Annotated in this window: 22 protein-coding genes and 1 rRNA gene; 13 read left to right on the forward strand and 10 right to left on the reverse strand. The window is 41.3% G+C overall.

Going from position 1 to position 26,666, the window contains the following annotated elements:
- The first annotated feature begins 833 nt into the window (after nt 1–833).
- A complete protein-coding gene (locus MTX11_RS09460; protein ID WP_004645139.1) occupies nt 834–2,021 on the forward strand; it encodes an MFS transporter in 1,188 nt (395 codons plus the stop codon).
- 15 nt (nt 2,022–2,036) lie between these two features.
- Here MTX11_RS09460 and MTX11_RS09465 read toward each other — a convergent pair whose 3' ends face one another.
- Entirely contained in the window at nt 2,037–2,681 is a 645-nt protein-coding gene (locus tag MTX11_RS09465) for a hypothetical protein (protein WP_243474975.1), read from the reverse strand.
- 274 nt (nt 2,682–2,955) lie between these two features.
- Here MTX11_RS09465 and dusA point away from each other — a divergent pair, with 274 nt between their 5' ends.
- Nucleotides 2,956–3,981, forward strand: coding sequence for a tRNA dihydrouridine(20/20a) synthase DusA (dusA, locus tag MTX11_RS09470; RefSeq protein ID WP_420909230.1), 1,026 nt, complete (start codon nt 2,956–2,958; stop codon nt 3,979–3,981).
- A gap of 50 nt (nt 3,982–4,031) precedes the next feature.
- Here the strand turns inward: dusA and MTX11_RS09475 are convergent, their stop codons facing one another.
- Together MTX11_RS09475 and coaBC are read right to left on the reverse strand one after the other, a co-directional pair.
- Nucleotides 4,032–4,544, reverse strand: coding sequence for a hypothetical protein (locus tag MTX11_RS09475; RefSeq protein WP_004281611.1), 513 nt, complete (start codon nt 4,542–4,544; stop codon nt 4,032–4,034).
- A gap of 228 nt (nt 4,545–4,772) precedes the next feature.
- Entirely contained in the window at nt 4,773–6,047 is a 1,275-nt protein-coding gene (coaBC, locus tag MTX11_RS09480; RefSeq protein WP_243474976.1) for a bifunctional phosphopantothenoylcysteine decarboxylase/phosphopantothenate--cysteine ligase CoaBC, read from the reverse strand.
- A 113-nt stretch (nt 6,048–6,160) separates the two neighbouring features.
- Here coaBC and radC point away from each other — a divergent pair, with 113 nt between their 5' ends.
- Both radC and MTX11_RS09490 read left to right on the forward strand, forming a co-directional pair.
- Nucleotides 6,161–6,862: a RadC family protein gene (radC, locus tag MTX11_RS09485; RefSeq protein WP_005248144.1), complete on the forward strand. Its 702-nt coding sequence runs from the start codon at nt 6,161–6,163 to the stop codon at nt 6,860–6,862.
- A gap of 65 nt (nt 6,863–6,927) precedes the next feature.
- The gene (locus tag MTX11_RS09490; RefSeq protein WP_114541813.1) at nt 6,928–7,839 is read left to right on the forward strand and encodes a bestrophin family protein; all 912 of its coding nucleotides are present in this window, start codon (nt 6,928–6,930) and stop codon (nt 7,837–7,839) included.
- A gap of 84 nt (nt 7,840–7,923) precedes the next feature.
- Here MTX11_RS09490 and MTX11_RS09495 read toward each other — a convergent pair whose 3' ends face one another.
- Nucleotides 7,924–8,775 (reverse strand): PHP domain-containing protein, encoded by an 852-nt coding sequence (locus tag MTX11_RS09495; RefSeq protein WP_243474977.1) that lies wholly within the window; start codon nt 8,773–8,775, stop codon nt 7,924–7,926.
- Nucleotides 8,776–8,819: 44 nt separating this feature from the next.
- Between MTX11_RS09495 and MTX11_RS09500 the strand changes: the two genes are divergently transcribed.
- Genes MTX11_RS09500 through mnmC form a run of 4 tightly spaced genes read left to right on the forward strand, consistent with a single transcriptional unit; the run spans nt 8,820 to nt 12,215 of the window.
- Entirely contained in the window at nt 8,820–9,431 is a 612-nt protein-coding gene (locus MTX11_RS09500) for a septation protein IspZ (protein WP_243474978.1), read from the forward strand.
- A 28-nt stretch (nt 9,432–9,459) separates the two neighbouring features.
- Nucleotides 9,460–9,762 (forward strand): YciI family protein, encoded by a 303-nt coding sequence (locus tag MTX11_RS09505; RefSeq protein WP_243474979.1) that lies wholly within the window; start codon nt 9,460–9,462, stop codon nt 9,760–9,762.
- Between the two features lie 5 nt (nt 9,763–9,767).
- Entirely contained in the window at nt 9,768–10,277 is a 510-nt protein-coding gene (locus tag MTX11_RS09510) for an SH3 domain-containing protein (protein WP_243474980.1), read from the forward strand.
- Nucleotides 10,278–10,316: 39 nt separating this feature from the next.
- A complete protein-coding gene (gene mnmC, locus MTX11_RS09515; RefSeq protein WP_243474981.1) occupies nt 10,317–12,215 on the forward strand; it encodes a bifunctional tRNA (5-methylaminomethyl-2-thiouridine)(34)-methyltransferase MnmC2/FAD-dependent 5-carboxymethylaminomethyl-2-thiouridine(34) oxidoreductase MnmC1 in 1,899 nt (632 codons plus the stop codon).
- A gap of 173 nt (nt 12,216–12,388) precedes the next feature.
- Here mnmC and MTX11_RS09520 read toward each other — a convergent pair whose 3' ends face one another.
- The gene (locus MTX11_RS09520) at nt 12,389–12,703 is read right to left on the reverse strand and encodes a rhodanese-like domain-containing protein (protein ID WP_243474982.1); all 315 of its coding nucleotides are present in this window, start codon (nt 12,701–12,703) and stop codon (nt 12,389–12,391) included.
- A gap of 91 nt (nt 12,704–12,794) precedes the next feature.
- On the opposite strand from MTX11_RS09520, the gene MTX11_RS09525 reads away from it, so the two are divergent.
- Nucleotides 12,795–13,283, forward strand: a complete 489-nt coding sequence (locus tag MTX11_RS09525) for a YajQ family cyclic di-GMP-binding protein (protein ID WP_004281601.1) — start codon at nt 12,795–12,797, stop codon at nt 13,281–13,283.
- A 25-nt stretch (nt 13,284–13,308) separates the two neighbouring features.
- Entirely contained in the window at nt 13,309–13,812 is a 504-nt protein-coding gene (locus MTX11_RS09530; RefSeq protein WP_004645125.1) for a DUF4442 domain-containing protein, read from the forward strand.
- Between the two features lie 60 nt (nt 13,813–13,872).
- Here the strand turns inward: MTX11_RS09530 and MTX11_RS09535 are convergent, their stop codons facing one another.
- Genes MTX11_RS09535 through MTX11_RS09545 form a run of 3 tightly spaced genes read right to left on the reverse strand, consistent with a single transcriptional unit; the run spans nt 13,873 to nt 15,647 of the window.
- The gene (locus MTX11_RS09535) at nt 13,873–14,313 is read right to left on the reverse strand and encodes an acyl-CoA thioesterase (protein WP_153566559.1); all 441 of its coding nucleotides are present in this window, start codon (nt 14,311–14,313) and stop codon (nt 13,873–13,875) included.
- A gap of 5 nt (nt 14,314–14,318) precedes the next feature.
- Nucleotides 14,319–14,750 (reverse strand): thioredoxin TrxC, encoded by a 432-nt coding sequence (gene trxC, locus MTX11_RS09540; protein WP_005101783.1) that lies wholly within the window; start codon nt 14,748–14,750, stop codon nt 14,319–14,321.
- Nucleotides 14,751–15,647, reverse strand: a complete 897-nt coding sequence (locus tag MTX11_RS09545; RefSeq protein WP_085064695.1) for an alpha/beta hydrolase — start codon at nt 15,645–15,647, stop codon at nt 14,751–14,753. It abuts the gene before it with no gap.
- A 125-nt stretch (nt 15,648–15,772) separates the two neighbouring features.
- Here MTX11_RS09545 and MTX11_RS09550 point away from each other — a divergent pair, with 125 nt between their 5' ends.
- Both MTX11_RS09550 and MTX11_RS09555 read left to right on the forward strand, forming a co-directional pair.
- Nucleotides 15,773–16,108, forward strand: coding sequence for a protein tyrosine phosphatase family protein (locus MTX11_RS09550; RefSeq protein WP_004281596.1), 336 nt, complete (start codon nt 15,773–15,775; stop codon nt 16,106–16,108).
- Nucleotides 16,101–16,523: a protein tyrosine phosphatase family protein gene (locus MTX11_RS09555; RefSeq protein WP_243474983.1), complete on the forward strand. Its 423-nt coding sequence runs from the start codon at nt 16,101–16,103 to the stop codon at nt 16,521–16,523. The genes MTX11_RS09550 and MTX11_RS09555 overlap by 8 nt, the downstream gene beginning before the upstream one ends.
- 165 nt (nt 16,524–16,688) lie before the next feature.
- On the opposite strand, the gene MTX11_RS09560 is transcribed toward MTX11_RS09555, so the two are convergent.
- Nucleotides 16,689–24,839 (reverse strand): alpha-2-macroglobulin family protein, encoded by an 8,151-nt coding sequence (locus MTX11_RS09560; protein WP_243474984.1) that lies wholly within the window; start codon nt 24,837–24,839, stop codon nt 16,689–16,691.
- 172 nt (nt 24,840–25,011) lie between these two features.
- On the opposite strand from MTX11_RS09560, the gene MTX11_RS09565 reads away from it, so the two are divergent.
- Entirely contained in the window at nt 25,012–26,403 is a 1,392-nt protein-coding gene (locus tag MTX11_RS09565; RefSeq protein ID WP_243474985.1) for a dihydrolipoyl dehydrogenase, read from the forward strand.
- Between the two features lie 154 nt (nt 26,404–26,557).
- Here the strand turns inward: MTX11_RS09565 and rrf are convergent.
- Nucleotides 26,558–26,666 (reverse strand): 5S ribosomal RNA (gene rrf / locus MTX11_RS09570); the annotation flags it as partial.

The raw sequence follows: 26,666 nt of genomic DNA on the forward strand, positions 1-26,666 counted from the left end.
ATGATTCATAAAAATGATGCTGCAATAGCACATTTATTTAATTCTCTAGCTATTCATATTCGATGCTTTTATAAACGATATTCATTCCGCTGAATGAAATATTCAGATTTTGCTGGTGTAAATAAGCTCAGATTTCTGATTTATTTTGTTACATTGATGATTCTGACAATAATTGCTGTATTTCTTGATTCAGAAGCAGACTTTCAATTTCTCTAGTCCCTATAGATAGCGGCATTTTAGCTGCGCCGTTTTTTTAGTTTTGACTTTTTTGACAGATTTAGCACTCAAGCAAGAGCACTGTTTTTAGATGTTAAAATCGTATTTTATGAAATGATAGAATTTGTTTTGAGCAGATCTTTATCAGACAGAATTGATAGATCTGACAAAAAATGATCGCTAAAATTTTATAAGACTCAGGTTTCACACAGTCAGATAAAGGGTAGAAAAAAACCTTGTGTACTATTTATTATATTAATGTACTGAACTTGATTAAAAATGGGAAATCCCATTTTTGCACCAAATTTGCGCAAAAAAAATAGAGTAAATATTCCACTTTTTGACCTCAGTGATCCTTTTTTATTGTTTCTACCTCGAGCTGCGCTTTAATGAAGCAATCCCATCATCAAAAGATAAAAAATTCTGCAAACATTCACTCATATTTTTTATTTAAAATTGCACTTCTTTCTTTAAGCTGCCTGAGTTCTGACAATTTTCAATACTGGCAATATTTCTCTACTTTTAAAGCGGGAACTTCTGGCCTATAGTGCCCTCAATTTAAACATTATTCTCACTTCTCATTTAAATTCTTCCGGTCTGAATACAAGGTTAGCCCTATGCACACGCCTCTCGATATTAGTCAAAATAAGCCCTTATTATGGCTGATGGCGATTGCATGCGGTTTATGTGCTGGTGCGAACTATTATTGCCAACCACTGATTTCATCGATTCAGCAGTATTATCAGGTACCTGAATCACAAGTGGCACTTACTGTCACTTTTGCTCAAATCTCTTATGCCCTGGGCCTGCTGTTTATTGTGCCTTTAGGGGACATGCTGAATAAAACCAAACTGATCCCTTTCCTCATGTTGGGTGCAGCAGCAGGTTTATTTATTTGTGCCAGTGCGGTAAATCTGCCAATGCTCTGGGTCGGCACTATCATTGCCGGACTGTTTTCCGTGGCTGCACAGATTCTGATTCCCTTAGCCACCATGGCGGTCAAACCGGAAAAAACCGGAGAAGTGGTGGGCTTCCTGATGAGCGGATTACTGGTCGGTATTCTGCTCTCGACCAGTATTGCCGGATTACTTTCCGACCTGTTTCACTGGAAAATGATTTATATCGTCAGTGGCATAAGTATGCTGGCTTTAAGTTTTTATTTGAAAGGAAAACTACCGAGCCTGCCACGTCTGAGAATCAGCTATACAGCGATTTTTAAATCTATGGGGATATTACTCAAGCAGGAACCACGTCTGGTATTGCGTTCACTGACAGGTGCGTGTGCTTTTGCTGCCATGAGTATGTTGTTCTCCACCATCGCTCTACTGCTAACGCAGGAACCTTTTCAGCTTTCTGATGTCATGGTCGGACTGGTCACGCTGGTCGGTGTATTTGGCGCACTTTCCACGCAGTTCATTGGCAAATGGGCCGATCGTGGCCATATCAAAACACTGAGCTGGATCGGCTGTTCTATCCTGGTGGGGAGCTGGCTGTTTTTATATTTTGGTGCAGTGTCTTTGCTGAGTTATATTTTGGGTTATGGGCTGATAAATCTTGGACTCGCGATTACGCACAGCTGTAACCAGAACGTAATTTTCCGCCTGCGCCCGGATGCCAAATCACGGGTCAATTCACTCTATATGACCTTGTATTTTATTGGTGGTGCATGTGGTTCAGCCTTAGGGGTTTATGCCTGGCATCACGGTGGCTGGAGCATGACCTGTCTGGCAGGACTTGGGCTAGCTTTGTGTGCTACCTTATTCGCCCTGCTGGATCAATGGTATCAGGCCAGAACAACCGCATAAGTATTTTACCTCTATTTAGCTGACTTGCGCCGCCGGATAATAAGGCTTATTCAGATCAAGAGTTTGTGAATTTTCCAATAAAATACAGATAAAAACCGGCAATAAGGCTGCCAGAATCCGGCAGCTTTCCTCTAATGATTTATAATTCAGCGAGCTGTGATACGTGGCGCCACCCTGCATTATCTGATGGTGCAAGGTAGATAAACGCTGAAATATTCCAGCTAAAATTTCAACAGAATTTCGTTCTTTTAAAGCATTCTCTATATTCTGTTTCTGGGTTTCCAGGTCAGCCTGACAGCGTTCCAGACTAATTTTCTGGTGACGATAATCCCAAAAGCTTTGTTCCACATAGGGATTGGCCAAGAGTGAGCAGATCGGCTGGTTGTATTTGTCCCAGAGAATATGATTAATTTTCTGATCCAGATCCTTTTGGCAGAGCATTTCCAGAAACTGATGCAGCTTGTTCTGATCTTGAACCAGATCACTCTGATCTGCATAAATCGCCTGAAAGCTGATCCACAGGCTGATAAACTTAAAATCCAGATCCTGATCCAGGTCTAGCGATTTTTTAAACCAGCCTAAGCCCCGATGAATTCTTAGATTAAAATGTGCCGAATTTTGTGCTTTATGGCTTTTATAAATTTCCTCCAATAACAACATGATTATTCTCCTTATTTCTAGCATTTTTATCTTCATCTTTCTCCTATCAAAATATACCATTCCAACCTGACTGGGAATTCCAATTTTATTTCTTGTTTCATTCCTTGGATTTACAGGGCTAGCTTAAGTTCGCCGAGTGGTTTTTCTGATTTTATGCTAGTATTACGCCCTCTTTTTGCGACGTCAGCCGATCCGGTTTTAGCCAAAAACCAATAGCTGAGTGATCGCATGAATTGCTTCTTCTTTCTTCCATTTCGTTAAGGCGTAATTTTGAATGACTGATCTGACCACCATTGAAAATAAACTTCAACCACGAATCAGTGTTGCGCCGATGATGGACTGGACCACCAAAGACTATCGTTTCTTTGCGCGTCTGTTTAACCCGAATGTGATTATGTACACCGAAATGGTCACCACGGGTGCAATCATTTACGGTGATGCCAAACGTCATTTGGACTTTAATACAGAAGAACAGCCAATCGTGTTGCAACTCGGCGGCTCGAATCCAAAAGATCTCGCCACTTGTACCAAGATGGCACAGGACTGGGGCTATAACGAAGTCAATTTAAATGTAGGTTGCCCAAGTGACCGGGTACAGAATAATAAAATTGGTGCCTGTCTGATGGCGGAGCCTGATCTAGTCGCAGAATGTATTGCTGAAATGCGTCACGCGGTGGAGATTCCAGTGACCGTAAAACACCGGATCGGAATTGATGATATGCACTCTTATGAAGAGATGCTGCATTTTGTCGACACCGTGGCCAAAACCGGCTGTAATAACTTTATCGTGCATGCACGGATTGCCTTATTAAAAGGTCTATCACCTAAAGAAAACCGCGATGTGCCACCCCTACGTTATGAAGATGTCTACCGTTTAAAACAGGATCGTCCTGATCTGCTCATTGAGATCAACGGTGGGATTAAAACCTATGCCGAAACCCTGGAACATCTCAAATATGTGGATGGCGTGATGATTGGCCGCGAAGCCTATCATAATCCTTACTTACTGGCTGAACTGGGCCAACTGTGGAATCTGGATGCACCAGACCGTTTTGACATTATGCAACAGATGCTGCCTTATATTGCGCAGCGCATGGCCGAAGGTGCACCTTTATCCATTATTACCCGTCATATTCTGGGACTGTTCCAGAACTTGCCGGGTGCACGCAAATGGCGTCAGGCTTTAAGCGGTGGTAATGCTAAAACCTTGAAAGATGTAGAAACTGCACTCTTTAATATTCAGGAAGCCATGCAGCGTACCGAAGATTATGTACGTGAACATCAACAAGTTGAATCCTAAACACAAAAAGCACCGATCATCGGTGCTTTTTTATAGCGATTGCGCATGAGTTATTGCGTATACGCCGTGATATTACCGACCGGAATCGGCTCTTCCTGATAAGAAACATCTTGTAATGCAGGTTCAGCCACTGGTGTGATTAGAGAGCCGGAGACATTCTGGTTTGGTTCATCTACAGGTTCCAGATCATCCAAGGCTGAGGCCAGTTGCTGTAATTCTCGATCCAGTTGCTGACGATATTTTTCAATTTCAATTTCATCAATAAAAGCAAAGGCATCATCTTCAATCGACCAACTATACCCGCCATCTACCTTAAAGACTTTTACATGAATGGGATATTCCTCACCCTGATAATTCAGATGAGAAATGGCCTGAAACTCATTCCCCTGACGCTGGACAATTTTGACCTTTTTCACGGTAAAACGATAGTGTTGATAATCTCGATTGGAATTAAATTCACGTTGCATCTGCGTTTGAATATTTCTGGCCAGTTCATCCATCGAGACAAAATAACTGCATCCAGCCAGACAGGCGACCATCCATAACATCATGATTTTTTTCATAGCGCCCCTCTTTTTTCTTTCCACTTCCTGCTTATAGTCGATATATGCAGTGTTTTTATCTTTGTTTATTCTGTGACCCATTTTATGCTTTTTTGCAAAAACAATAAACAAACAGCGCTTCGATTAAGACTAAATATTTATGGTTTATATAGTTTTTTTGAATTAATGATAAAAAATCAGCCATAAAAAAACCCTGATGGATTCAGGGCTTTTTCAATACAGATCGTTTTAAAAATCATCATCACTGGATGGATCACGATACAAGGCATCATGAATGGCTTCGATCAACTGCTGGGCAATCTCCTGCTTGGAGGCTTTTTCCAGATCACGTTTGTCCAACTGATAATGCTCGGCAAAGAATACTGTCATGGCATTTTCATCTGAAGCAAATCCGATATCTGCACGTGATACATCATTGCAGGCAATCATATCCAGCTTTTTCGCGACCAGCTTTCCGGCAGCATATTCTTCAATATTGCGGGTTTCTGCCGCAAAGCCGACCATAAATGGACGTTTTTCCTGCTGGGCAATGGTGGCAACAATATCCGGATTTTTCACCAAGGCTACATTCAGTTCATCACCAGCTTTCTTGATTTTATGCTCGGCTACTTCTGCCACACGATAATCGGCTACTGCAGCTGTCGCAATAAAGATATCGCAACCATTTTCCAGCATTTGTATGCTTTCATTCAGCATTTGCACGGCAGAAGAAACATTCTTACGTTTCACGCCATTTGGAGTGTCCAGACTGACCGGCCCTGCAATCAGGGTCACATTGGCTCCGGCTACATAACAGGCTGCAGCCAGTGCAAAGCCCATTTTCCCGGTACTGTGATTGGAAATATAACGCACCGGATCAATCGCTTCGCGGGTCGGGCCTGCGGTAATCGTGACTTGTTTACCCGCAAGCAGGCCAAATTTTTCCGCAATCGCACGTTGAGCTTTATGAAAATATTCAGTTACCTGATGCGCTAAATCTTCCGGCTCAGGCATCCGGCCCAAACCTACATCCCCACAAGCCTGTGAACCCGCGTCCGGCATGATCACATGCACACCGTCTTCGATCAGTGTCGCAAGATTACGCTGCGTTGCTTTGGCTGCCCACATTTGCTGGTTCATGGCAGGTGCTACCCAGACGGGTGCTTTTGTTGCCAGATATAAAGTACTTAAGAGATCATCAGCCAGACCTGCGGCAAACTTTGCCAAGGTGTCACAGCTGGCCGGTGCTACCAGCAACAGATCTGCCCAACGTGCCAGCTCGATGTGGCCCATGCCGGCTTCTGCTTCAGTATCCAGCAATTCGGTATGTACAGGATTGCCCGATAAGGCTTGAAAGGTTAAAGGTGTAATAAAAGCCTGTGCACCGTGAGTCATGACGACCCGCACATCAAATCCGGCATCTTTCAGACGACGAACCAGAATTGCACTTTTATAGGCAGCAATACCGCCAGTAACGGCCAAAATGATATTTTTATGAGGAATTACACTTAGATCAAAGCTCACGAACAGATTACCTCGCTGTTGCAGTGGGGCTCACAATAGCATTAAATAATCGCATTCCCAAGAGATCGGCTTGCGGGAAAACTGATAATTCATAATAAATAAGTCTAATAACTATGCAATTTTCTATTAAAAACTGGCCGGAACAAGAACGGCCGCGAGAACGTTTAATTCAATACGGCGCAGAAAGTCTGTCTGATGCCGAGCTACTGGCCATTTTTCTACGCTCCGGTTCACAGCAGCATTCGGCAGTTGATCTGGCGCGTTTACTGATTCAGCATTTCGGTCATTTGACTGCACTACTGGATGCACCTTTACAGGAAGTCAGCCAGTTTCATGGCATGGGCATCAGTAAATATACTCAACTGATGGCCGTCAAGGAACTCGGACGGCGTTACATTGCCGAACACCTGAAACAGGATGCACTGGAACTCACCAATTCCAAACGGCTGAGAGATTATTTACGTTTTGAACTGCTCGGTGAAACTCAAGAAGTGTTTGCCGTGCTGTGTCTGGATGCCAGTTTAAGAAAAATTGCCTTTAAAAAACTGTTTTATGGGTCCATCAATGCATGTGATATTTCTATTAATCAATTGCTACGTTATGCGATTAGCCAGCAGGCGACCTCGATTGTCATTGCGCATAATCATCCGCTGGGTCGGCCCTCTCCATCCAAGGCCGACCTGGCATTGACCCGCCAGATTCAACAGGCTTGCCAGCTGGTGGATATCCATTTAATCGACCATTGCATCATTGCTTTGGAAGGCAGTTTTTCCTTTGCTGAGCAGCAACTCATCAAACCGGAAATGCAGTATTGAATAGCACTTGACAAAGCAGGCACAACTCCACAAGATCATGAAAAAAATTGTGATGATTCCAATAAATGATCGTACGTGACCAGCCGACTGTTTTTAAACTGCTGTTTTCCTGGCGGGGGACGATTTTACCTAAAGTTTTACCACCTTTAGGCGTGGTGATGCTGATGTCAGCTATCATTGGTGGCTTATCACATATTGGCTATTTTCATTTTCCAGAATTACCCCTGGTCGGATTTACCCTGATTGGAGTCGTGCTGTCGATCTTTCTCGGATTTAAGAACTCGGCCTGTTATGATCGCTGGTGGGAAGCGCGCAAACTTTGGGGTATTTTGATTGCCAATTCACGTCATTTTGACCGTGATTGCAGGATGCTGTCCCAAGGTCGCCGTGAGCGTGTGATTCAGCATGTGATTGTCTTTGCCAATGTACTCCGCGATCGCCTACGCCATCAAACAGCCAATCCGACTGAACTGGTTGAAACCAGCGGCATGAGCCAGCAGGCGGTGACCCAACTCTATCAGCAGGCTAATGCGCCGCAATATACCTTAAGCCTGATTCAATGGGAGTTAATGCAGGCGCTCAAAGAAGGTGAAATTTCCGATATCATCTATATGCAGATGAATAATCATGTAGCAGAACTAAGTATTGTCCAGACTGGTTGTGACCGGATTGCGACGACGCCTTTGCCTTTTGCCTATTCGGTCTTGCTGAATCGTACCGTCTATTTTTTCTGTTTTATTTTGCCTTTTAGTTTAGGTTCAACGCTTGGTCTGTTTACGCCTTTGCTGGTCGGCATTTTGGCCTATACCTTTTTGGGATTAGATGCTCTAAGTTCGGAAATTGAAGAGCCTTTTGGTACTCAGAGTAATGACTTGCCGCTGGACTCGATGGTACGTACGATTGAAATTGAACTGTTAGGGACTTTAGGTAAACCGACGCCACCACCGATTCAGGCTCAAGATCATAATTTGCTTTAATTTATAATTCTCTCCTCGCCCTTTGTTATTAGTAGCGAAGGGAAAATCTTCTCTCAAATAAAAAAGATCGAGGTAAAGGAATGACTAAACAAAACTCTCCCAAATTCCGACCTGTCCCGGTTTAAGGCTCGGGACATTGCCCAGTTTAATCCAGGGCATATGATCGCCATGAAAATCACTGCCAATCGAAACTTTAAGATCATATTCAGCAATCATTCGATCCACCATCTGCCGGGTGGAACTTGGTTCAATCGCCGGTGGCAGCTCGACGGCATCTCCACCAAACTTGGCAAAGATCTCAATCAGGTAGCGGATATTGGTCGCAGATAAATCATATTTAGTCGGATGTGCCAGCACGGCGAATCCGCCACTTTCATGAATCACCTGAATGGTGTCTTCAAGACTCAAGCCATCAAATTTGACATAGGCTTTCTTGCCTTCCTTGATGTATTTATCAAAAGCCTGTTGCGGACGCGTCACAATCCCCTTTTCTACCAGCGTTTTGGCAATATGGGTGCGTGTCACCCGATCAGGGATATTGTCGACTTTGGCCAGTACATCTGCATAAATATCCTCACCAATTAAAGGAGCCAGCAGATCACAAATCTGTTTAGAGCGTTCAGCCCGGATTTTCTTTTGCTGATTGAGGGCTTTTTGTAAAGGCTCAGGATTTTGCATATTTAGGGCGACGATATGCACGCCATAGTTTTTTTTGGTGGCAGGACGTGACCACTGGCTGGATATTTCCACCCCGGGAATGATCTTAATCTCATGATTTTTGGCAGCTTCTTCCGCCAATACCAAACCGTCCATGGTGTCATGATCCGTCAGGGCCAAAGTATGGACAAGTTTTTCCACAGCCGCTTCGACCAATTGCTGAGGACTGAAAGTTCCATCAGAAATATTACTATGTGTATGTAAATCTACGCCGTGCATCTCTATACTATGACATTTATTTGATCAGATTTAGATACTCTAACATGAAAGCACTTTTAGACTTTGTGCCACTCATTATTTTCTTTTATTTATATAAAACTGTAGATCCAAAAGACACTGACCATCAATTGCTGCAATTGATCGGTTCTGCGGGGGGTGTCGACAATAATAATATTCTTGTTGCAACCACAGGTCTGATTATTTCCATGTTGGTCGTCTATGGTGCGTTATTTGTCATACAAAAATTCCGTCTGGACAAGCAGCAATGGATTGTCTTGTTTATGACGGTGATTTTTGGTGGCATCACTCTGATCCTCAGCGATGATTTCTATATTCGTCTGAAAGCCGTGTTATTGAATCTGGTCTTTGCAGGTGTATTCTTCCTGTCCCCTTGGTTTAGCAAGGATAAAAAGCCTCTGATCCAGCGGTTATTTAGTCCAGTATTCAATCTAAGTGAAAAAGGCTGGTTCAAGCTGAACTATGCTTGGGTTGCCATGTTCGTACTGATGTCATTTCTGCATACCTTTTTCGCCTATTTGTGGATGGATGGAAAATATTGGGGCGAATTTACCGCATTCGGTGACATGATCGTGATGTTTTCCTTTATCATTATTCAGTTTATTGTATTGCGCAAATACTTTAAAACCGCTGAATAAGTCCAACCACAAACGATTGAGAGTCATCATGCCATTATTCGTCGTTAGCTGTACCGATCGGGAAGGTACAGTTGAAAAACGCCTCGCGATTCGTCCACAACATCTTGCACGTCTGGAACAGTTAAATGCTGAAGGCCGCCTGATTGTTGCAGGTGCCATGCCTAAAGATCCAGCCAATCCACAGGCCGGTTTTTATGGCAGTACCATTATTGTCGATTTTGACAGTCGTGAAGCGCTGGATACATGGCTACAGGATGAACCTTTCTTAAAAGAAGGTGTGTACGAACACATCGATATCAAACCATTCAATAAAGCATTCCCTCAAGGATAAGGTTCATGCGTGTTGTTACTGCCAGTATTATTGGCCTATGTTTTATGATTTCTCCCGTATGGGCAGTCGAAGTTGCGCCTGCTCCTATCATTCAGGGAAATCAGACAGCACAACCTCAAGGGACAGCGGCGACTGCCCAAACACAGTCTACGCCGAAACCTGCCATTATTCCTGTCGTAGCGTCTTCTGCCCAGTCGATGCCACCTGTCGAGAATAAGCCATTAACTGCAGAAGAAATCGCCAAGCTCAAAGCCCAGCAAGAGGCCAAGGTCAAAGCCTTGGTCAAAGATCAGGCCACCCGTTTGCAGCAACTGGAAAAAGCCAATCTGGAAGCACTATCGCAAAATCAGGAATTACAGCTCAAGAATGACAATCTAGGGGTTCAGGTACAAGTACTGCAAAGCGAACGCAGTGCGCAGATGTTCCTCTACGGCGCTGCAACCCTGGCTGTGGGGGTATTGCTCGGCTTCCTGATCGCGAGCTATGTTTATACCAAACGTCGCCGTCAATGGTAAGCTATAGCCCTTCCCGATATCTTTAAGGTTGTACCCGTTTTGTCACACGCAATTCAAACTGCTGATCTGGATTGGCAATTGGTGGATGGTATTGATGTGCCTGTATCCAAGCAATTTGGTGATGTGTATTTTTCCAAAGACAATGGCTTGCTGGAAACCCGGCATGTCTTTTTAAATGGCAATGATCTCAGTACGCGTCTGGCAGATTTAAAACCTTTTGAATATTTCTGTGTCGGTGAAACGGGTTTTGGTACTGGTTTAAATATTCTGGCCCTGTGGCAGCTCTGGCAACAGGTGCGTCCGGACAATCACAGTCATCTGCATGCGATTTCAGTTGAAAAATTCCCTCTTTCTAAAACCGATCTGATTCGGGCCTTAAATGCCTGGCCAGAACTCAAGCCTTTAGCTGATCAACTCATCTCTCAATATCCGATGCCAATTGCCGGCTGTCATCGTCTCAGTTTTCCTGAAGAGCGATTCAGTCTGGATCTATGGCTGGGTGATGCACATGATGTTTTCCCGGTAATTGAAAAAACTGCGCCGGTGAACGCTTGGTTCCTGGATGGTTTTGCGCCTTCCTGCAATCCAGACATGTGGGAAGAAAATGTTTTAAATAATATTGTACGTTTATCCGAGATCGGTACCACTTTCGCCTCTTTCAGTGTTGCTGGCGTCTTAAAACGTGGCTTAAAAAATCATGGGATTTCAATTTCCCGTCCACGTGGTTTTAAGCATAAGCGTGAAATGCTGAAAGCGATCTGGAATCCGGCTGAAGAGACTGAAAGTTCATTAATACAAGAAATCACTCAAAAAAAAACTGAGCGAGATACAGAGACCAATATCAGACCTAGCCAAATCGCTGTGATTGGCGCTGGAATCGCCGGTTTAAGTACAGCCTGGGCATTCGCTCAACGTGGTCATCAAGTCACGATTTACGACCAGTCAGCGCCACTCTCAGGAGGTTCTGGCAATCCACTGGCTTTGCTCAATCCCAAACTCTGTCCGGTTGAGCAAAGTGCTGAACATCTGATGACATTGGCCTGGCAACATGCCTTAAATCATTACCAAAAATTTAAAGCTTTCCGCCCGATTCAGGTCAATCAGCTTGCCTTAAAAAATCCTGAACAGCTTTTAGGATTGGCAGATGAATATCCTGAAGAAATTCTTGCTGTACAAGATACAGAGTCGCAAGAGCTTCAAACTGCATTTCCAAGTTTAAAATTACTAGAAGCTGGCGCGGTTTCTCCTCATCAATTGCGTGATGAAATTCTACAGAATGTAAATATCCGATATAAACAGGCCAAAATTAGCCATATTGAAGCGGCTACAAAACCTCAGCTATTTTCAGATGAACAGGATCTAGGTGAATTTGATCATGTCATTGTCTGTACTGCGCGAGAAACAGCACAATTCTTTGCAGATTATCCAGCTCTGAAACCGATTCGTGGACAGGTCAGCTGGATGAATAATCAAGCCCAGCCTTTAAGTCAAAATATTGCCTATAGTTACGGCGGTTATTGTATGCAACTGGATGCTGAACATCTGATCTTGGGCGCTTCTTTCTATCTAGGTCGAGATGATATCGAGGTGTTAGCAGAAGACCATGTACACAACTACGAATTGATCCACAGTGTATTCCCAGAATATGCACAGTCATTAGCTTCTACCGATACCTGGCAAGGCCGTGCATCGGTACGCGCGCAAAGTCAGGATTATTTCCCTTTGCTCGGTAAAATGAAAGCGGATGAGGAAATTTACAGCTTTGCCGGTCTCGGTTCTAAAGGCTTTCTGTTTGCGCCGCTCTGCAGTGAAATTCTGGCAGCCCAGATTCTCGGTGAAGCCTGTCCGGTGCCATCCAGTTTAGTAAAAAAACTCAGTGTGACTCGTTTTCAAAAGAAAGTGAAAATGAAGAAACCGTATTTTAAACTACAAATTTAATTACTATTTTGAATGAATCCCCATAAATCCCCCTTTAAAAAAGGGGGGACTTTTCTCTACTTTTATGAATAAATAGAATAGATGTAGCTCCTCCCTTTAGAAAAGGGAGGTTGGGAGGCATTAAATCTCACCCATTAAAAAAGCGCCTTGCGGCGCTTTTTTTGACAGAATGCTTATATACCCTGTTCAAGCGGTAAGCCTGCATCACGGGCAGCACGAGTACCACCCATCAGAATGACATATTCACGTGAGCTGTCAAAACCCTCTAGTTTTTCCGCAGCACGTGGAGCTTTACTGCCCCCACCACACAAGATGTAAATGGGTTGATCCGCTGACACCTGAGTTAGGCTTTCTGCTGAAAGATCGTTAATGGGCTGATTCACCGCCCCTTTCACGTGTGCTTCAGCAAAAGCACTTGAATCGCGTACATCCCAGATAATTGCATTTTCTGGGAACTCAAATGTTGTAATTTCTTGTTTACGGATCATTGCGCACTCCTTTGATGTAAACAACACTTGGCAAATGAAGAAAACATCCCTAGCATCTCAGATATTCTTTCCCTTTGTAAAGGTCTAAACTATGCCTTCTTTCGATATTGTTTCTGAATTAGAAATTTTTGAAGTAAATCATGCAGTTCAAAACACCCAAAAAGAAATTGCGACCCGCTTTGATTTCCGTGGTCAGGACGTTTCTATTGAACTGAATGAAAAAAACAAGGAAATCAAAATCTCGACTGAAAGCGATTTCCAGTGTGAACAAGTCTATAGCATGCTGGAAAGTCATTTCTTTAAACGCAAAGTCGATATTCAGGCGCTTGATCCACAAAAAATGACGGCTTCTGGCAAAAATGTGATTCAGGTCATCAAGCTTAAAGATGGTCTTGACTCAGATACCGCAAAAAAAATTAATAAAGCCATTAAAGAAAGTGGGATTAAGGCGCAATCTTCTATTCAGGGCGACAAGATTCGTGTGACTGATAAAAAACGCGATACATTGCAGCAAGTAATGGCATTCTTGAAAGAACAGCAATTTGGTTTGCCTTTACAGTTCAATAACTTTAAAGATTAAGACAGCAACGTCTGTAGAAGGAATTATGGCAAAGAACAACCGATTAGCCAGATTAGTCAAAGCCACTGCACGATTACCGCAAGGCATTCGTACTGCTTTGTTAAGTAAAACTTTTGGCCGGGTGGTCCCGATGGTCGGCTCTGCCAAGATTCGTTATGAGGAAATGAGTGCGTCCAAAGTGGTAGTAAGTATGGCCAATCATAAAGCCATGCAGAACCATATCGGACAAATCCATGCATGTGCAATGGCCCTGCTGGCAGAAACAGCGACCGGCTTTGTGACGGCAATGAATGTTCCGGATACAGCAATTGTACTGATCAAAAGCTTAAAGGTTGATTTTAAGCGCCCGACACGCGGTGCCATGACTGCTGTTGCTACGCTCACGTCGGAGCAGCAAGCCCTGATGCAAAACTCGGATAAAGGTGAAACCCTGGTTCAGGTCACCGTCACGGATGAATCAGGTGAAGCCCCCATTCAATGTGAAATGCTCTGGGCTTGGATTGCCAAGAGCCAGCTCAAGAAATCATAATTTCTTCTTTTAGACAAAAAAATCCCAGACATTAAATCTGGGATTTTTTATTTCAAGTCATCATTGTGCTGTTTGCGATTCTAAAAGCTTCTGTTTCGCTTCTTCTGGAATCAGACGTTTGTTGCCTTTGACATCTACAGCAACAAAGGTAAACACACCTTCAGTTACCCGAATTGGGGGGCGTGAATCATCATGACTGTCCCAAACCTCGATTTCCATCTGGATAGATGTCTTGCCAACTTTGAGAATTTTGGTATAACAACTAATCACGTCTCCGACTTTTACCGGTACCAGAAAAGTCATCTGGTTAATCGAAATCGTGGCACAACGTCCCTTTGAAAATCGTTCTGCGTGAATCGCGCCTGCCAAGTCCATTTGTGAAACGATCCAGCCACCAAAGACATCACCACTCCAGTTGGTATCTGCAGGCATTGCGATCGTCTGTAGGGAAAGAATCCCCTCTGGTCTTACTTGAGAATCTGACACTTTCACTCCAGGCATTTGAATTAGGGTTGGGTATTTAACTGCTGATCAAGCCATTTTTGCAGCTCGCTTGACCGTAATGCACCGCTTATTCTAGCAATTTCGTTGCTTTTATTCATCAACACCAGCGTCGGAATACTGCGAACATTAAATGCCGAACTTAAGCGAGGATTCGCTTCTGTATCAATTTTTGCAAAAACCACATTTGGATATTGCTGGGCGACAGTCGCAAAATGCGGTGCCATCATTTTACAGGGACCACACCATTCTGCCCAGAGATCAATCAGGATTGGCAAGTCACTATGCGTGACAAACTGGCTGAAATTCTGCTCATTCAGCTCAATTGGTACCAGTGGAATCAGGGCTTGATGACATTGACCACAAGCAGGGTTGGCAGTGAGTTTATCTTCAGGGACACGGTTTTTGGCCAGACATTCCGGACATACAATAATCATCTAGCGCACTCCAATATGTTGATGTAAGAATTCTAATTGGGTCGAAACTGCTTTTTCAAACCATTCCCCATGATAAATATCAAAATGCCGGATATTCCACTCATGATATTGCACAAATGGTGCAATATTGGTCGCAGTTTCCCGACTGGATTCAATGGGAATCAGACTATCCAGTTTTGCCGCAATAAACAGGACTGGAATGTTAATCTTTCTGACTTCCTGAATCGGTCGATAGCGCATCAGTTTAAAGAATGCCCGTGCAGGAATATGACCACTCCAGTAATAATCCGGATTGACAATCGACAGATAACCTTCATAACTGTCCTGTGTCGGCATAAAACATAGCTCATGCGGATCAACTACAGGTAAGGTTTTTGGTGCCATACCAACCTTGGCCCCCATATAATCCTGACTGGAAACTTTAAGCGCCTTGGGGAGTTGCTGTAAAGGATATAGTTGGGCACTTTCAGCCCCATCGACAAAAGGCACCTGTACCATCGCCGCCTGAATATTTTTCAGCTCTGCTGCAAGTGTCAATACATGCCCACCACTTAAGGCCGTACCCCAGAGCACGATCCGTTTACTGTCAATCGATTTGCGTTCCTGAATATGTCTGATCATGGTTCGCCAGTCATCGAGCTGGGCATTGATCGACACCAGTTCACGTGGACGCCCAGTGCTGCCGCCCCAATAGCGATAGTCAAATAAAACCACCGCATAGCCGGCACTGGCAAAACGCTGGGCATATTGCACCAGTTTAAATTGACGTAAGGCAGCCAGACCATGAGCCATCAGGATTACGGCCGGTTTTTCTATATTTTTAGGCCGATAAAAATCTGCAGCAATCACTTCCTGACCGCTTTTGACATACAGTGGTTCAACTGTATAAGCCTGCATACGCGCTCCATTGCGTTATCTTATGGTTATCATCATTTATAAAAATTTCAGAACAGGTTCAGCATGTTTTCAGCTTAATGCTATCATAAAGCATATCGATATAAATGAAATGATGGAGTGGCGTCATGAGCGAAAATGTAGGTTTTGCTGGTCAAATTGGTCCGGAACACGTAACTCAAGTGGTTGAGAAAGGTTTTAAGTCGATTATCAACAACCGTCCGGACATGGAAGGTGGTTCCGAGCAGCCAACCAGTGCACAAATCGAGGAAGCTGCACGCAATGCCGGTCTGGATTATGTATTCCAGCCAGTAGTAGCCGGTCAGATTACCGAGCTTGATGTACGCACTTTTGCTAATCATTACAATGAATTGCCAAAACCGATCTTGATGTTCTGTCGTACCGGAAACCGCTCGAATAACTTATATCAACTGGCGAAACAGATGGATCTGCTGGATGACTAAGTCGTTTTGGAAAGGTGTGGTATTGGCAACCTGTTTTAGCTGTATTACACCTGTTTTTGCTGCAAATGATCTTAGCCGTGCGCTGAACTCTACGGTGAGTGTGTCAGGTCAAATGACACCAAGCAAGTTTCAGCAATTGATCCAACAAGGTTTCAAATCTGTGATTGTGAATCGTCCTGATCAGGAAACTGGTAATAATGTCACGGTGAGTCAATTACGCTCTATTGCGGAGAAATCTCAAGTGAGTGTGATTTATCAGCCTGTGGTGAGTGGCCAGCTTTCTCAGGCCAATATTGAAGAATTTGCTCGATATTATAATGAGCTGCCTAAACCGATTTTGATGGTTTGCCGGAGTGGTACACGTTCAGCAGCCTTGTTTAATCAGGCTAAATCTCAAGGATTGATCCATGAATAAGTTATTGATTATTGTATGTTGTAGTTTGGCTTTTGCCGGTTGTAGCTCGATGAATTTGAAGCCGACTGTGGGTGTAAGTGTGGGAACATCGATTTAGTTTTTTTAAATTTCACTTCCCCATAAAAAAACAGCGCCGAAGCGCTGTTTTTTCGTCAGATTAGATTATTAGTTGACACATGTTGTATATGGACTTACGCGGTTAGGTGCATAACTTCCATCAGCAGCATAATCACTACTTAAACTTGGCAATGTTAATGTTGTATAGCCTCTAGTTGGTGTTTGTGCAAGTGTAGTTTTCGCTCCTACTTCTACTGCGATCCAATGAGCATTTGCTTTTGGATATTCAATGATGAAGTCAAACCTACCAGTACTATCTGTACGATAGGTCGCGGTATATGGGTGAGTCGTACTATTATTTGCTGTACCACCTAAGAAACGAACCACACGTAATGCTTGACCATTAGCTGTCCAAGTTGATGTTGTTGGATCCACCGTACATGTCGTTGCTGAGTTTTTATCTTGAACTTGTGCAGGTATTGCACCAATTAATGGATAATAATAATCACTTGGTTTAATCCAGCCTTTTAGATTCGTAAATGGATAAATCGCATCTAGCTCTTTAACTGGTATTGTGATTGGATTCCCTCCTGAAGTAAAAGTAGGATCCCCATTTGAATCCAATACAGGTTTATTAACTATCTTCCATGGATCTTTCTGAATTTCAAATTTCCATTCACCTATGACGTAAAATGTTGGACGAATATCTAAAACCACATCCTGATTTGCCACTGGCTTCCCATCAACATCTACCAGCTGAACAGAACCCTCTTTTTGATAATAAATCCCGTTACCCGTTGATGTAAGCTCTGTTGGATTAAAATTAACCGCAATAGAACCAATCGTTACTGGCACTTCGGAATTTACCACATCAATCACATGCGGTACACGTCGCTCTGTATTCTGCGTATCTTTAACTACAGCTTCTACACGTAAATCAGCAGCAACGAAGTCATAGGTTGGATTACGTAAACTTTCATCAATTACAATTGAAAATTTTGCCCAACCATTCTCATCACTTTCAATAGTAGATGCGCCATGAATATATGCACCATTTTGATTATATTGAGGAATTGTTAATGTAACTGCTTTACCAGCTTGACTTGAGCCATCTAAGTCTACTACCAATACTGATACTTCGAAAGAATCACCACGGACATTTAACTTATCTTTAGATACTTTAATTTTTAAGTCCAATTCTGGCGCTAAAACTGTTGGTGAGTGCACTTGAATACTGCCAGGTAGACTTACTGAAGCACCTGTTGCAGTGGTATGGGTTGCCGTTAATTCGATTGGTAGAACTGGTAATACTAATGTACCTTGTAGTGATTTCATCGATACTTCAAATACAGCTTCACCAAATTGATTAGTAATGAGCTGTGAAGCCCCTTTAATACTAGTCGCATTTCGCGGATCAGCAATAGCTAAGCTAACTTTTTCATTCGCAACACCGCCTTGATTCTTATCAAGAAGTTTAACCGTCACAAATGCACTATCACCTGCTGAACTTAATGACACACGACTACTATCAATAGTTAAGTGATAAGGATTACTAATATCTTGAACAGCAAAATTTAGCTTCGTCTGAATTTCATTACCGCGTGGATCACGGATAGTTCCTGTTACTACAATAGATTCTAAAGCAGCAGATGTAATACCTTGTGGAATAATTAAGTCAATTGGCACTGAACCATTTCCTTGTATTACCACTCCGTCAGCACTCAGTTTAACACCTGCAGCAATAGCTTTTGGATTCAGAGTCAATCGCATTGGTGTACCAGCTGCAGTATTAATCCCCATTTCATCTTTAACAGCTGCATACACTTTAACTGTTTGCCCAGCTGTCACTGTTTTTACATCTGATGTTAAACGCGGATTTAAAGCATTTGCTGGAGCGGTGATACTAATTACATTTGTTTGCTGTAAACGATCGCCATTATTTAAGTTCGTACCAACTACGGCAAAGACAATACCATTTTTGATCAAACTAGCATCATAAACGCCCTCAGATACCGTTACCGTAAACTCGGCTTCACCATTACTGTTAGTTTGCGTTGGTATATTACTTAATGAAACACGACTAGAGGTTAGCTTAGAAAGAGCAACCGCAATTGGTGTATTTGGAATCGCTTTACCAGCTTTATCAACTGCTTTAATTTTGACGCGTGTTTCACCACCTAGAACAGAAATTGTATCTAATGGGTCACCATCAACTGTCGTAAAGACAAGATCTTCTAAGTCTGGTAAAACCACAGTGGCTTTCTCTAATTCAACTTTACGAACTAACGTGTATGCAGAACCATCAGCACGTCGTGCAGTCGCAGTAAATTCCAAATCATTTGCAGCTAGATTCTCAATTTCAGCTTGATTTTGAGGATTAATCGTTACTTCAAATGTTGCAAGACCATTGCTGTCTGTCATGATTTGAGATGGCGAAGCAAAGCTGACACCATTACTTAAAGCAGCTTCATTTAGACCAAGTGAAACAACTTGGTTTGCAAATGCCTTACCTTCAGTATCTTTTGCATTAATCGTCACTTGAATTGTCTTAGGTGTATTCACATCCAATGCAACTACATAATCAGATGCATTCAAGGTAAAGTAATCTAAAATCTGACCCGCATTTGGCGATTTAAAGTTCAAGGTCTGAATAGCCGTTTTGCCATTCGTTGTGGTCGCTGTGACACGAACCCCTGGGCTGACCAAATCAATCTGCGCTTGTGTACCTGCAACCTTATATTCAAATTCAAAATAAGCATAACCATTGGCATCGGTGAATTTAGTTGCTTCACCAGTTAAGGTTAACTGAGCAGTTTTTAACTGTTCTAAGGTTAAATTTGGTGTGTCAATCGTTACTTTCGCACCTTGTAAAGCACCTTTATCTGCTGATAACGCTTTTACTGGAATAATGATTTTTTGATCTTTTGAATAATCAAATGCTTGCAGAATTGGATCAATTAAAACCTCTGCAGGTGTAGATTCAACATCAGGAGCTCTTAAATCAATACGGCGAGAAGCTTCGTAATTCGAACCATCAGCACGTTTGGCTGTTAAAGTAACCTGTAAATCACCTAACTCAAGGTCACTAATCAAGTTTTGAACTTCAACCTTGTTGCGTGGTAATGCCTTAAAGGTAAAGGTTACATAACCATCAGCATCGGTTTTTTGCGTAAAGGTTTGTGCCCCAACATTCGCACCTGTTGGATCAAGTAAATAAACACCATTATTATGTGCTTGTTCATTATAGTTGATCGTTACATCTTGATTAGCAAGTGCTTTACCACCCACATTAATTGCACGCACCTTAACGGTAATATCAGTTTGTACGTTTTCTTCAATCGCAGCATAGCCATTTGAATCAATAGAAATATAATCTAAAGCTTCTAAAGTTAAAGACTCTCTAAAGTTTAATTTTGTTGTCTGTGTCTTTCCATTTGCATTTGCGGTAACAATTACACCATTTAAGATCTCACGTTGTACTGTAGAGTCTGCATATTTATATTCAAATACAAATGTCGCATAGCCGTCATCACCAGTAAACTGTTCAGCTGCTCCATTCAAGCTAAAGTTCAGTTGTGCTAATTTCTCTTGAATATCTGTCGTGATTGCAACTTTTTCATTTTTAAGCGTGCTGCCAGCAGCATCTAATGCTTTAACACGTACTTGAATCGTATGATTCTGAGTATAGTCAAATGAGTTTAAGATTGGATCAATAACTAAAGTCTCAACTTTAGATTCAACTTGCTCTTCAGCTTGTACTAATTCAACTTTACGTTGAGCTTGACGAACAGATCCATCAGTAACTGCAGATAAGACTTTCACTGTTACGCCATTTGCCAATAATGCTTCTAATTCCTGTTGGTTCTTTGGATGCACACTGAATTCAAATTTTGCATAACCTTCTGCATCAGTTGCTACTGACGAAGCTGTAAGAAGATTAATACCATTTTCATTGGTTAATTCAATCTGAACATTTTGATTCGCCAAAACTGAACCATCAGTACCTTTTGCAAGCACAGATAATGCAACTTTAGTTTCTACATCCGTATCAATGACAGCTTTACCAATCATATCAATGACAAGATAATCAAGCGTATTAGTTTGAGTTTCCGCAAAGTTAATAACCGTGCGTTGCTCTTTACCATTTGCAGTCGCCAATAATGCTACACCTTTCAATGCAAGAGGTTTTTGCTCTGTAGATTGTGCATCATAGTTATAGCTAAATTCGAAGACAGCATAGCCTTGATCATCGGTATATTGCTCAGCAGCACCATTTAAACTCAAATTAAGTTTTGCTAATTCTGCACTTGAGATGTTTTCAGGACGCAATGTGATTTTTTCATTACGTAATGTGCTACCATCTTCACCAATCGCCTTCACTCGTACCGCAATAATGTGATTTTTACTGTAGTCATAAACACTAATTGGATCAATGATCAGATAATCAACTTCACTTGGTGCTTCTGCTTCTGACTTATAAAGTTCAACTTTTCTTGATACTTTGTATGCAGAACCATCTACACGCTGTGCAGATAAACGAACATTCAAACCAGATGCAAGCAATGCCTCTAATTCAGATGCATTTTCTGGTGCAATGTTGACTTTAAATGTGGCTTGTCCTTGTGCATTGGTCACAACTTCTGTCGCAGAATTAAATGAAATACCACTATTGGTTTCTGTTTCATTCAATTCAATTTTCACAGTCTGGTCTTTTAATGTCTGACCATTTGTTGCCAATGCAGTTGCTGTAATCATCACTTCTGTTGGTTGATCGGTTGAGATAACTGCACGACCACCTGTAGATACCACTAAATAATCAAGATTGATTTCTTGTTCATTTGCAGGTGCTTTAAAGTTAATAATCGTATTATTCGTCTTTCCATTAGCAGTTGCTGTAATTTCAAAACCATTTAGCAGTTTCTTTTGTGCAGGAGACTGTGCATTGTATTTATAGTCAAATGTGAATGTCACGTAACCATAATCATCAGTCAGTTTCGTCGCATCGCCAACAAGACTTAAATTCAGATCAGCTAACTCTTGTGCACTAAGGGCTGTCGTTAAGCTCACTTTTTCATTGCGTAAAGACTGACCAGCTTGACCAATCGCTTTCACGCGTACTTGAATTGTTTGGTCTTTTGTATAGTCATATGCTGCTTGTAACGGATCGATTAATAGTGAAGATACTTGCGATGCTTGCTCTTGCTCAACAAGCTTAATCGTTCTTAGCGTTGTATATTCAGAACCATCTTTTGCAGTTGCTTTAACGGCAACTGTTACACCACTCGCAAGCAATGCATTTAGTTCATCTTTATTCTTTGGTTTCGCATTTAAAACGAACTCAGCATTACCTAATGCATCTGTAACTAGGTTGTTAGAGGTTGCATACGTTACGCCATTTGAAACTGCAGTATTATCAATACCAATACTAATACGTTGGTTAGCTAAAACCTTACCATCTGTACCCATTGCCTTGACACGGATCTTGATCGGTGTATCTGTAGTGGTCGAAATTAAGGCTTGTCCATCTGTATCGACAGTAAAGAAACTTAAGTCGATACTATCGCTCGGAGCCTTAAAGTTAATGCGAGTATTGCTGACCTTACCATTTGCCAAGGCATTGAAAGTAAGACCTTTTTTCGCAAGCTCTTCTTGTTCAGGCGTTTCGTTATATTGGTAACTAAGTTTAAACGTTGCATAACCTAATGCATCAGTAATTTGTTCTGCTTGGGTCGTAAAACTTAAGCCTAACTGCTGCATCTGCTGATTAGTTAGGTCCGATTTTAATTGAATTTTTTCTTTTACTAATGGGCTTCCATTGACATCTAATGCTTTTACACGAACGGTAATTTCTTGATTTTGCGTATAGTCAAAACGGGTTAAGATTGGATCTACCATAAGGTAATCCACTTGACTCGTTCCAGTGTCAATAATCGAGTTTGAAACTAAGTCAATTTTACGAGTAACTGAATGCTTAGAACCATCATTACGATAAGACACTACTGCAACAGTTAGGCCTTTTTCAATTAAGGTATTTAATTCAGTTAAATTACGTGCTGCAACTTTTAATTTAAATTCAACTTTACCTTGTGCATCCGATACAAACTTAGTTGCTGTGGCATATGAAACACCATTTGAAATCGCAGTTTCATCAATACCAATAGCTAATTCTTGATTTGCAAGAACTGCACCATCAATACCAAAGGCTTGCGTACGTACTATAATTTCAGTTTGTTGATTAAGTGCGATTTGAGCTAAGCCATCAGTATCTAAAGTAAAGTAATCAAGGCTGACTTTGTCACTGACACTCTTTGTATTGAAGTTAACTTTAATCGTTTGAGTCTTTTGATTAGATAATGCCGTGGATGTAAAAGTAATCCCTTGCTTATCCAACGCCTGCTGTTCTGCAGATTTATTATATTGATACTTATAAACAAACGTTGCATAACCATCTGCATCTGTTAAAACTTCAGCAGCTGTACTTAAACTTAGACTCAACTTATTCAGCTGATCATCTGAAAGTAAAGATTTAATTGATACTTTTTCATTTTTAAGAGGGCCACCTTTTTCACCAATTGCTTTTACTTTAATTGTAATGTCTTGGTTCTTGGTAGGATCAAAGTTTTCATTAATTGGGTCAATTAAGAGATACTTAACTGCTTCACTTGCAACAGCCTTATCTTCAACAACAATTTTAATATTGTTGCTAATACCGTTATCTGTTGTAAACGTCGCTGTGATCCCTGAAGCCTTTAATGCTTCTACAGCTGCTACTGTTTGCGATGCTGGTGTTTTAATTCTGAAAGTGACATAACCCTCTGCACCGACAGACTGACTTTCATTTAAATCAAAGTTAACACCATCACTACTGCCTTCTAACTTAACAGCATTCGCTACAGCTTCGCTATTCAAGGTAAGTTTGATTTTACCTTTTTTCGCAGCATGTCCATTGTTCGCAATCGCTTTTACCTTAATTTCAACACTGTCAGACATTGCATTAATTTTATAAGAAGATGCAATTTCTAAACGTTGAATAGCTTCTTGATCTTTAGCACTTTCATCTGTAGTAATGACATCAACTTTTACATTTGCAAAGATATTCGTGTTATCCACATATGTTGCTTTAAGCTCAATACCTTCCTGAGATAAAGCAATAGGTGTATCTGTATTACTTGCTAAAACAAACTCTGCATAACCTTCTGCATTAGTAATAGCTTCTGACTTATCTAAAGTTACAAGTCGGCTAGATTGATTTGTTTCTAAACGTACTTTTTTCCCTTCTAGATCTTTATTATTTGTATTTTTAGCATAAACACGAATAACAGCCTTACCATTCTTTGCTTGAATCGCAGTATCTGGCTTAATAATTTCTAATTTGTTAACAACGGTTGAGATATCTTTAAACGTAATCGATGTAACTGCATTTTTTTCAGCGCGGTTTTCATCAATCAATTTGAAATTTAAAGTTTTAGAGCTATTAACCAAGCTTTTAATTTGATCAGATGTTAGGTTGCTATTTGCTGCAATTTTGAAATTCGCCTTACCCTCATTATCTGTTTGGACAGAGGAACCATTCGTAATAACAAACATTCCCTGTAACTCAGTCGGTAAAGTTAACTCTACTGTTTGTGCTGATTTTACTCCACCTTTTTTATCTGTAACTTGTACAGAAAATTCAGTAGTACCTCTAGGCAAATCTAAGGTTAAACCTTGTGGTACTTCTAAATTGTAATCACTGACAATCACACTAGATTTTTTAATATTAAGGGTATATACCTGTTTTACTTCTGTACCATCGACCCATGCTGTTAACTGAACTTTACCAGACTCTATATTCATCGTCGGAACGTTAAGTTCAAAAATGGCAACACCATTATCAGTAGTAGCTACTAATGAACTTTTACTGGTTACACCTATTTTTTCCTTATCATCAATTGATAATCGTACATTCTTCCCAGAAATCCCGCCTTTATCAGTATTTAATACTTGAACTGCAATTTGGATTGTAGAATTATCTACAACTTGGACGGTACTTTGGCCATTTTGATCTTGTAAAGCAATATTTAAACTTTCAGGAATTTGCGCTGTATTATTTGTGGATTCATTTCCTGTTTCACTAGATCCGCCTGAACCTGACTGATTATTATTTCCCTGATCATAATATCCATCACTACCGCCCCCCCCACAAGCAACCAAAGAAATTGACGTTGCTAAAACTGTTGTATTTACCCCTAGTTTTTTTAAATTTATAAACAAACTCATGATTATTCCCGCTAGATATAATAGTTAAGCAGCCATAAAAAAATAGCTTTTGGCTTTTAAACAAAATTTACTCAAATTAGCAAAAATAAGCAATCTAGTTACATAATTTACATCAGAAACATTGTAAATCTTACATATAAATATTTAGTTTTTGAGACTTGGGAGGCAGTTTATGCACGACCTCATCATCATTGGCGCAGGCACTGCAGGAATCAGTGCTTATAATAAAGCCATTAAACACACCCAGAATATTTTAATTATTAATGATGGCCCATGGGATACCACCTGTGCACGTGTGGGCTGTATGCCAAGTAAACTGCTGATCTCATCTGCAAATCGTATGCATGACATTCAATCCGCAAACAACCTCGCTTTACAATATGATGCTGTAGTAGATACTTCTGGTGTCATGCAACGTGTGCATATCCTTAGAGAACGTTTCATTCGCGCAACCTTAAAAGGCGTAGATCAATGGGAAACTTCACATAAAGTTTCTGGGCATGCAAAGTTTATTGATGCGCATACAGTTGAAGTCAATGGACAATCTTATCAGGCCAAAAGCTTTATTGTTGCTGTAGGCTCACGCCCCAATATTGATGAAACTCTAAAGCAAAAATTAAAAGACAAATTCATCACTTCCAATGAAATCTTTGAATTTTCCCAATTACCTAAGTCTTTAGCAGTGATCGGGAGTGGCATCATTGCAATTGAATTAGCTCAAGCCATGCAACGCCTGGGTGTACAAACCACAATGTTTGCGCGTAGTCAAAAAGTAGGTGCTTTAACTAGCCCAATCTTACAAAAACTGGCGCAAGAGCAATTCAGCAAAGAGCTCAATATCAAATTTAAAACCTTACCAGATGAGATTGAGATCCAAGCTGATAAAATAAAGATTAACTTTACAGAAAATGATCAGACTAAGAGTATTGAAGTTGAATATGTCTTAGGTGCTACAGGTCGGCAAAGCAATATAGATCGTTTAGGTCTAGATCAACTCAATTCAATATTCAAGGACATCAAAAACCTTCCTATCGATAAAAAAACCAAACAACTTGCGAATCTACCTATATTTATAGTCGGTGATGCTGCGCCTGATGCACCCATTCAACATGAAGCCGCGCATGCCGGCAAACAGGTAGTTCATAACTGTGTGAATTATCCGAATGTAAAACCTATTACTGCTTTAACACCATTAGCTATTGTATTTTGTCATCCTGAAATGGCGATTGTCGGAAAAAGCTTTAAGCAACTAGAAGATCAACAAGTCAACTTTATTCGGGGATTCGTCTCTTACGAAAACCAAGGACGTGCGCTAGTCCTAGCGGAAAACACAGGCGGAGTAGAAGTTTATATTGATAAAAACTCAGGTAAATTACTTGGTGCAGAACTCTTCTGTTCACAGGCAGAACATCTGGCCCATTTATTAGCCTGGATGATTGATGCAGATCAAGATATTCACCAGATCCTAAAGAAACCTTTTTATCATCCTACGCTGGAAGAGGGTCTTAGAACTGCCTTTAAACATGCTCGACGTCAGTTTGATGCATTGCAAGAAAAAAGTTAAGCAATCCAACCCTTACTCAAGGTTAATTATCGCTCTAGCTTAATATTGGACACTGTATAAAGTTAACTTTATATGAATACCGAATCGTCAAGACAATTACCCCATGCACAAAAAAACACCCCCTTCTATTGAAGGGGGTGTTTCTGGAATAATGAGCTGGCGATGACTTACTCTCACATGGGTAATCCCACACTACCATCAGCGCTAAGAGGTTTCACTTCTGAGTTCGGGAAGGGATCAGGTGGTTCACTCTTGCTATGGTC

Origin of the sequence: Acinetobacter lwoffii (assembly GCF_022809915.1) — a bacterium.
In the GTDB taxonomy this organism is placed as follows: Bacteria; Pseudomonadota; Gammaproteobacteria; order Pseudomonadales; family Moraxellaceae; genus Acinetobacter; species Acinetobacter lwoffii_M.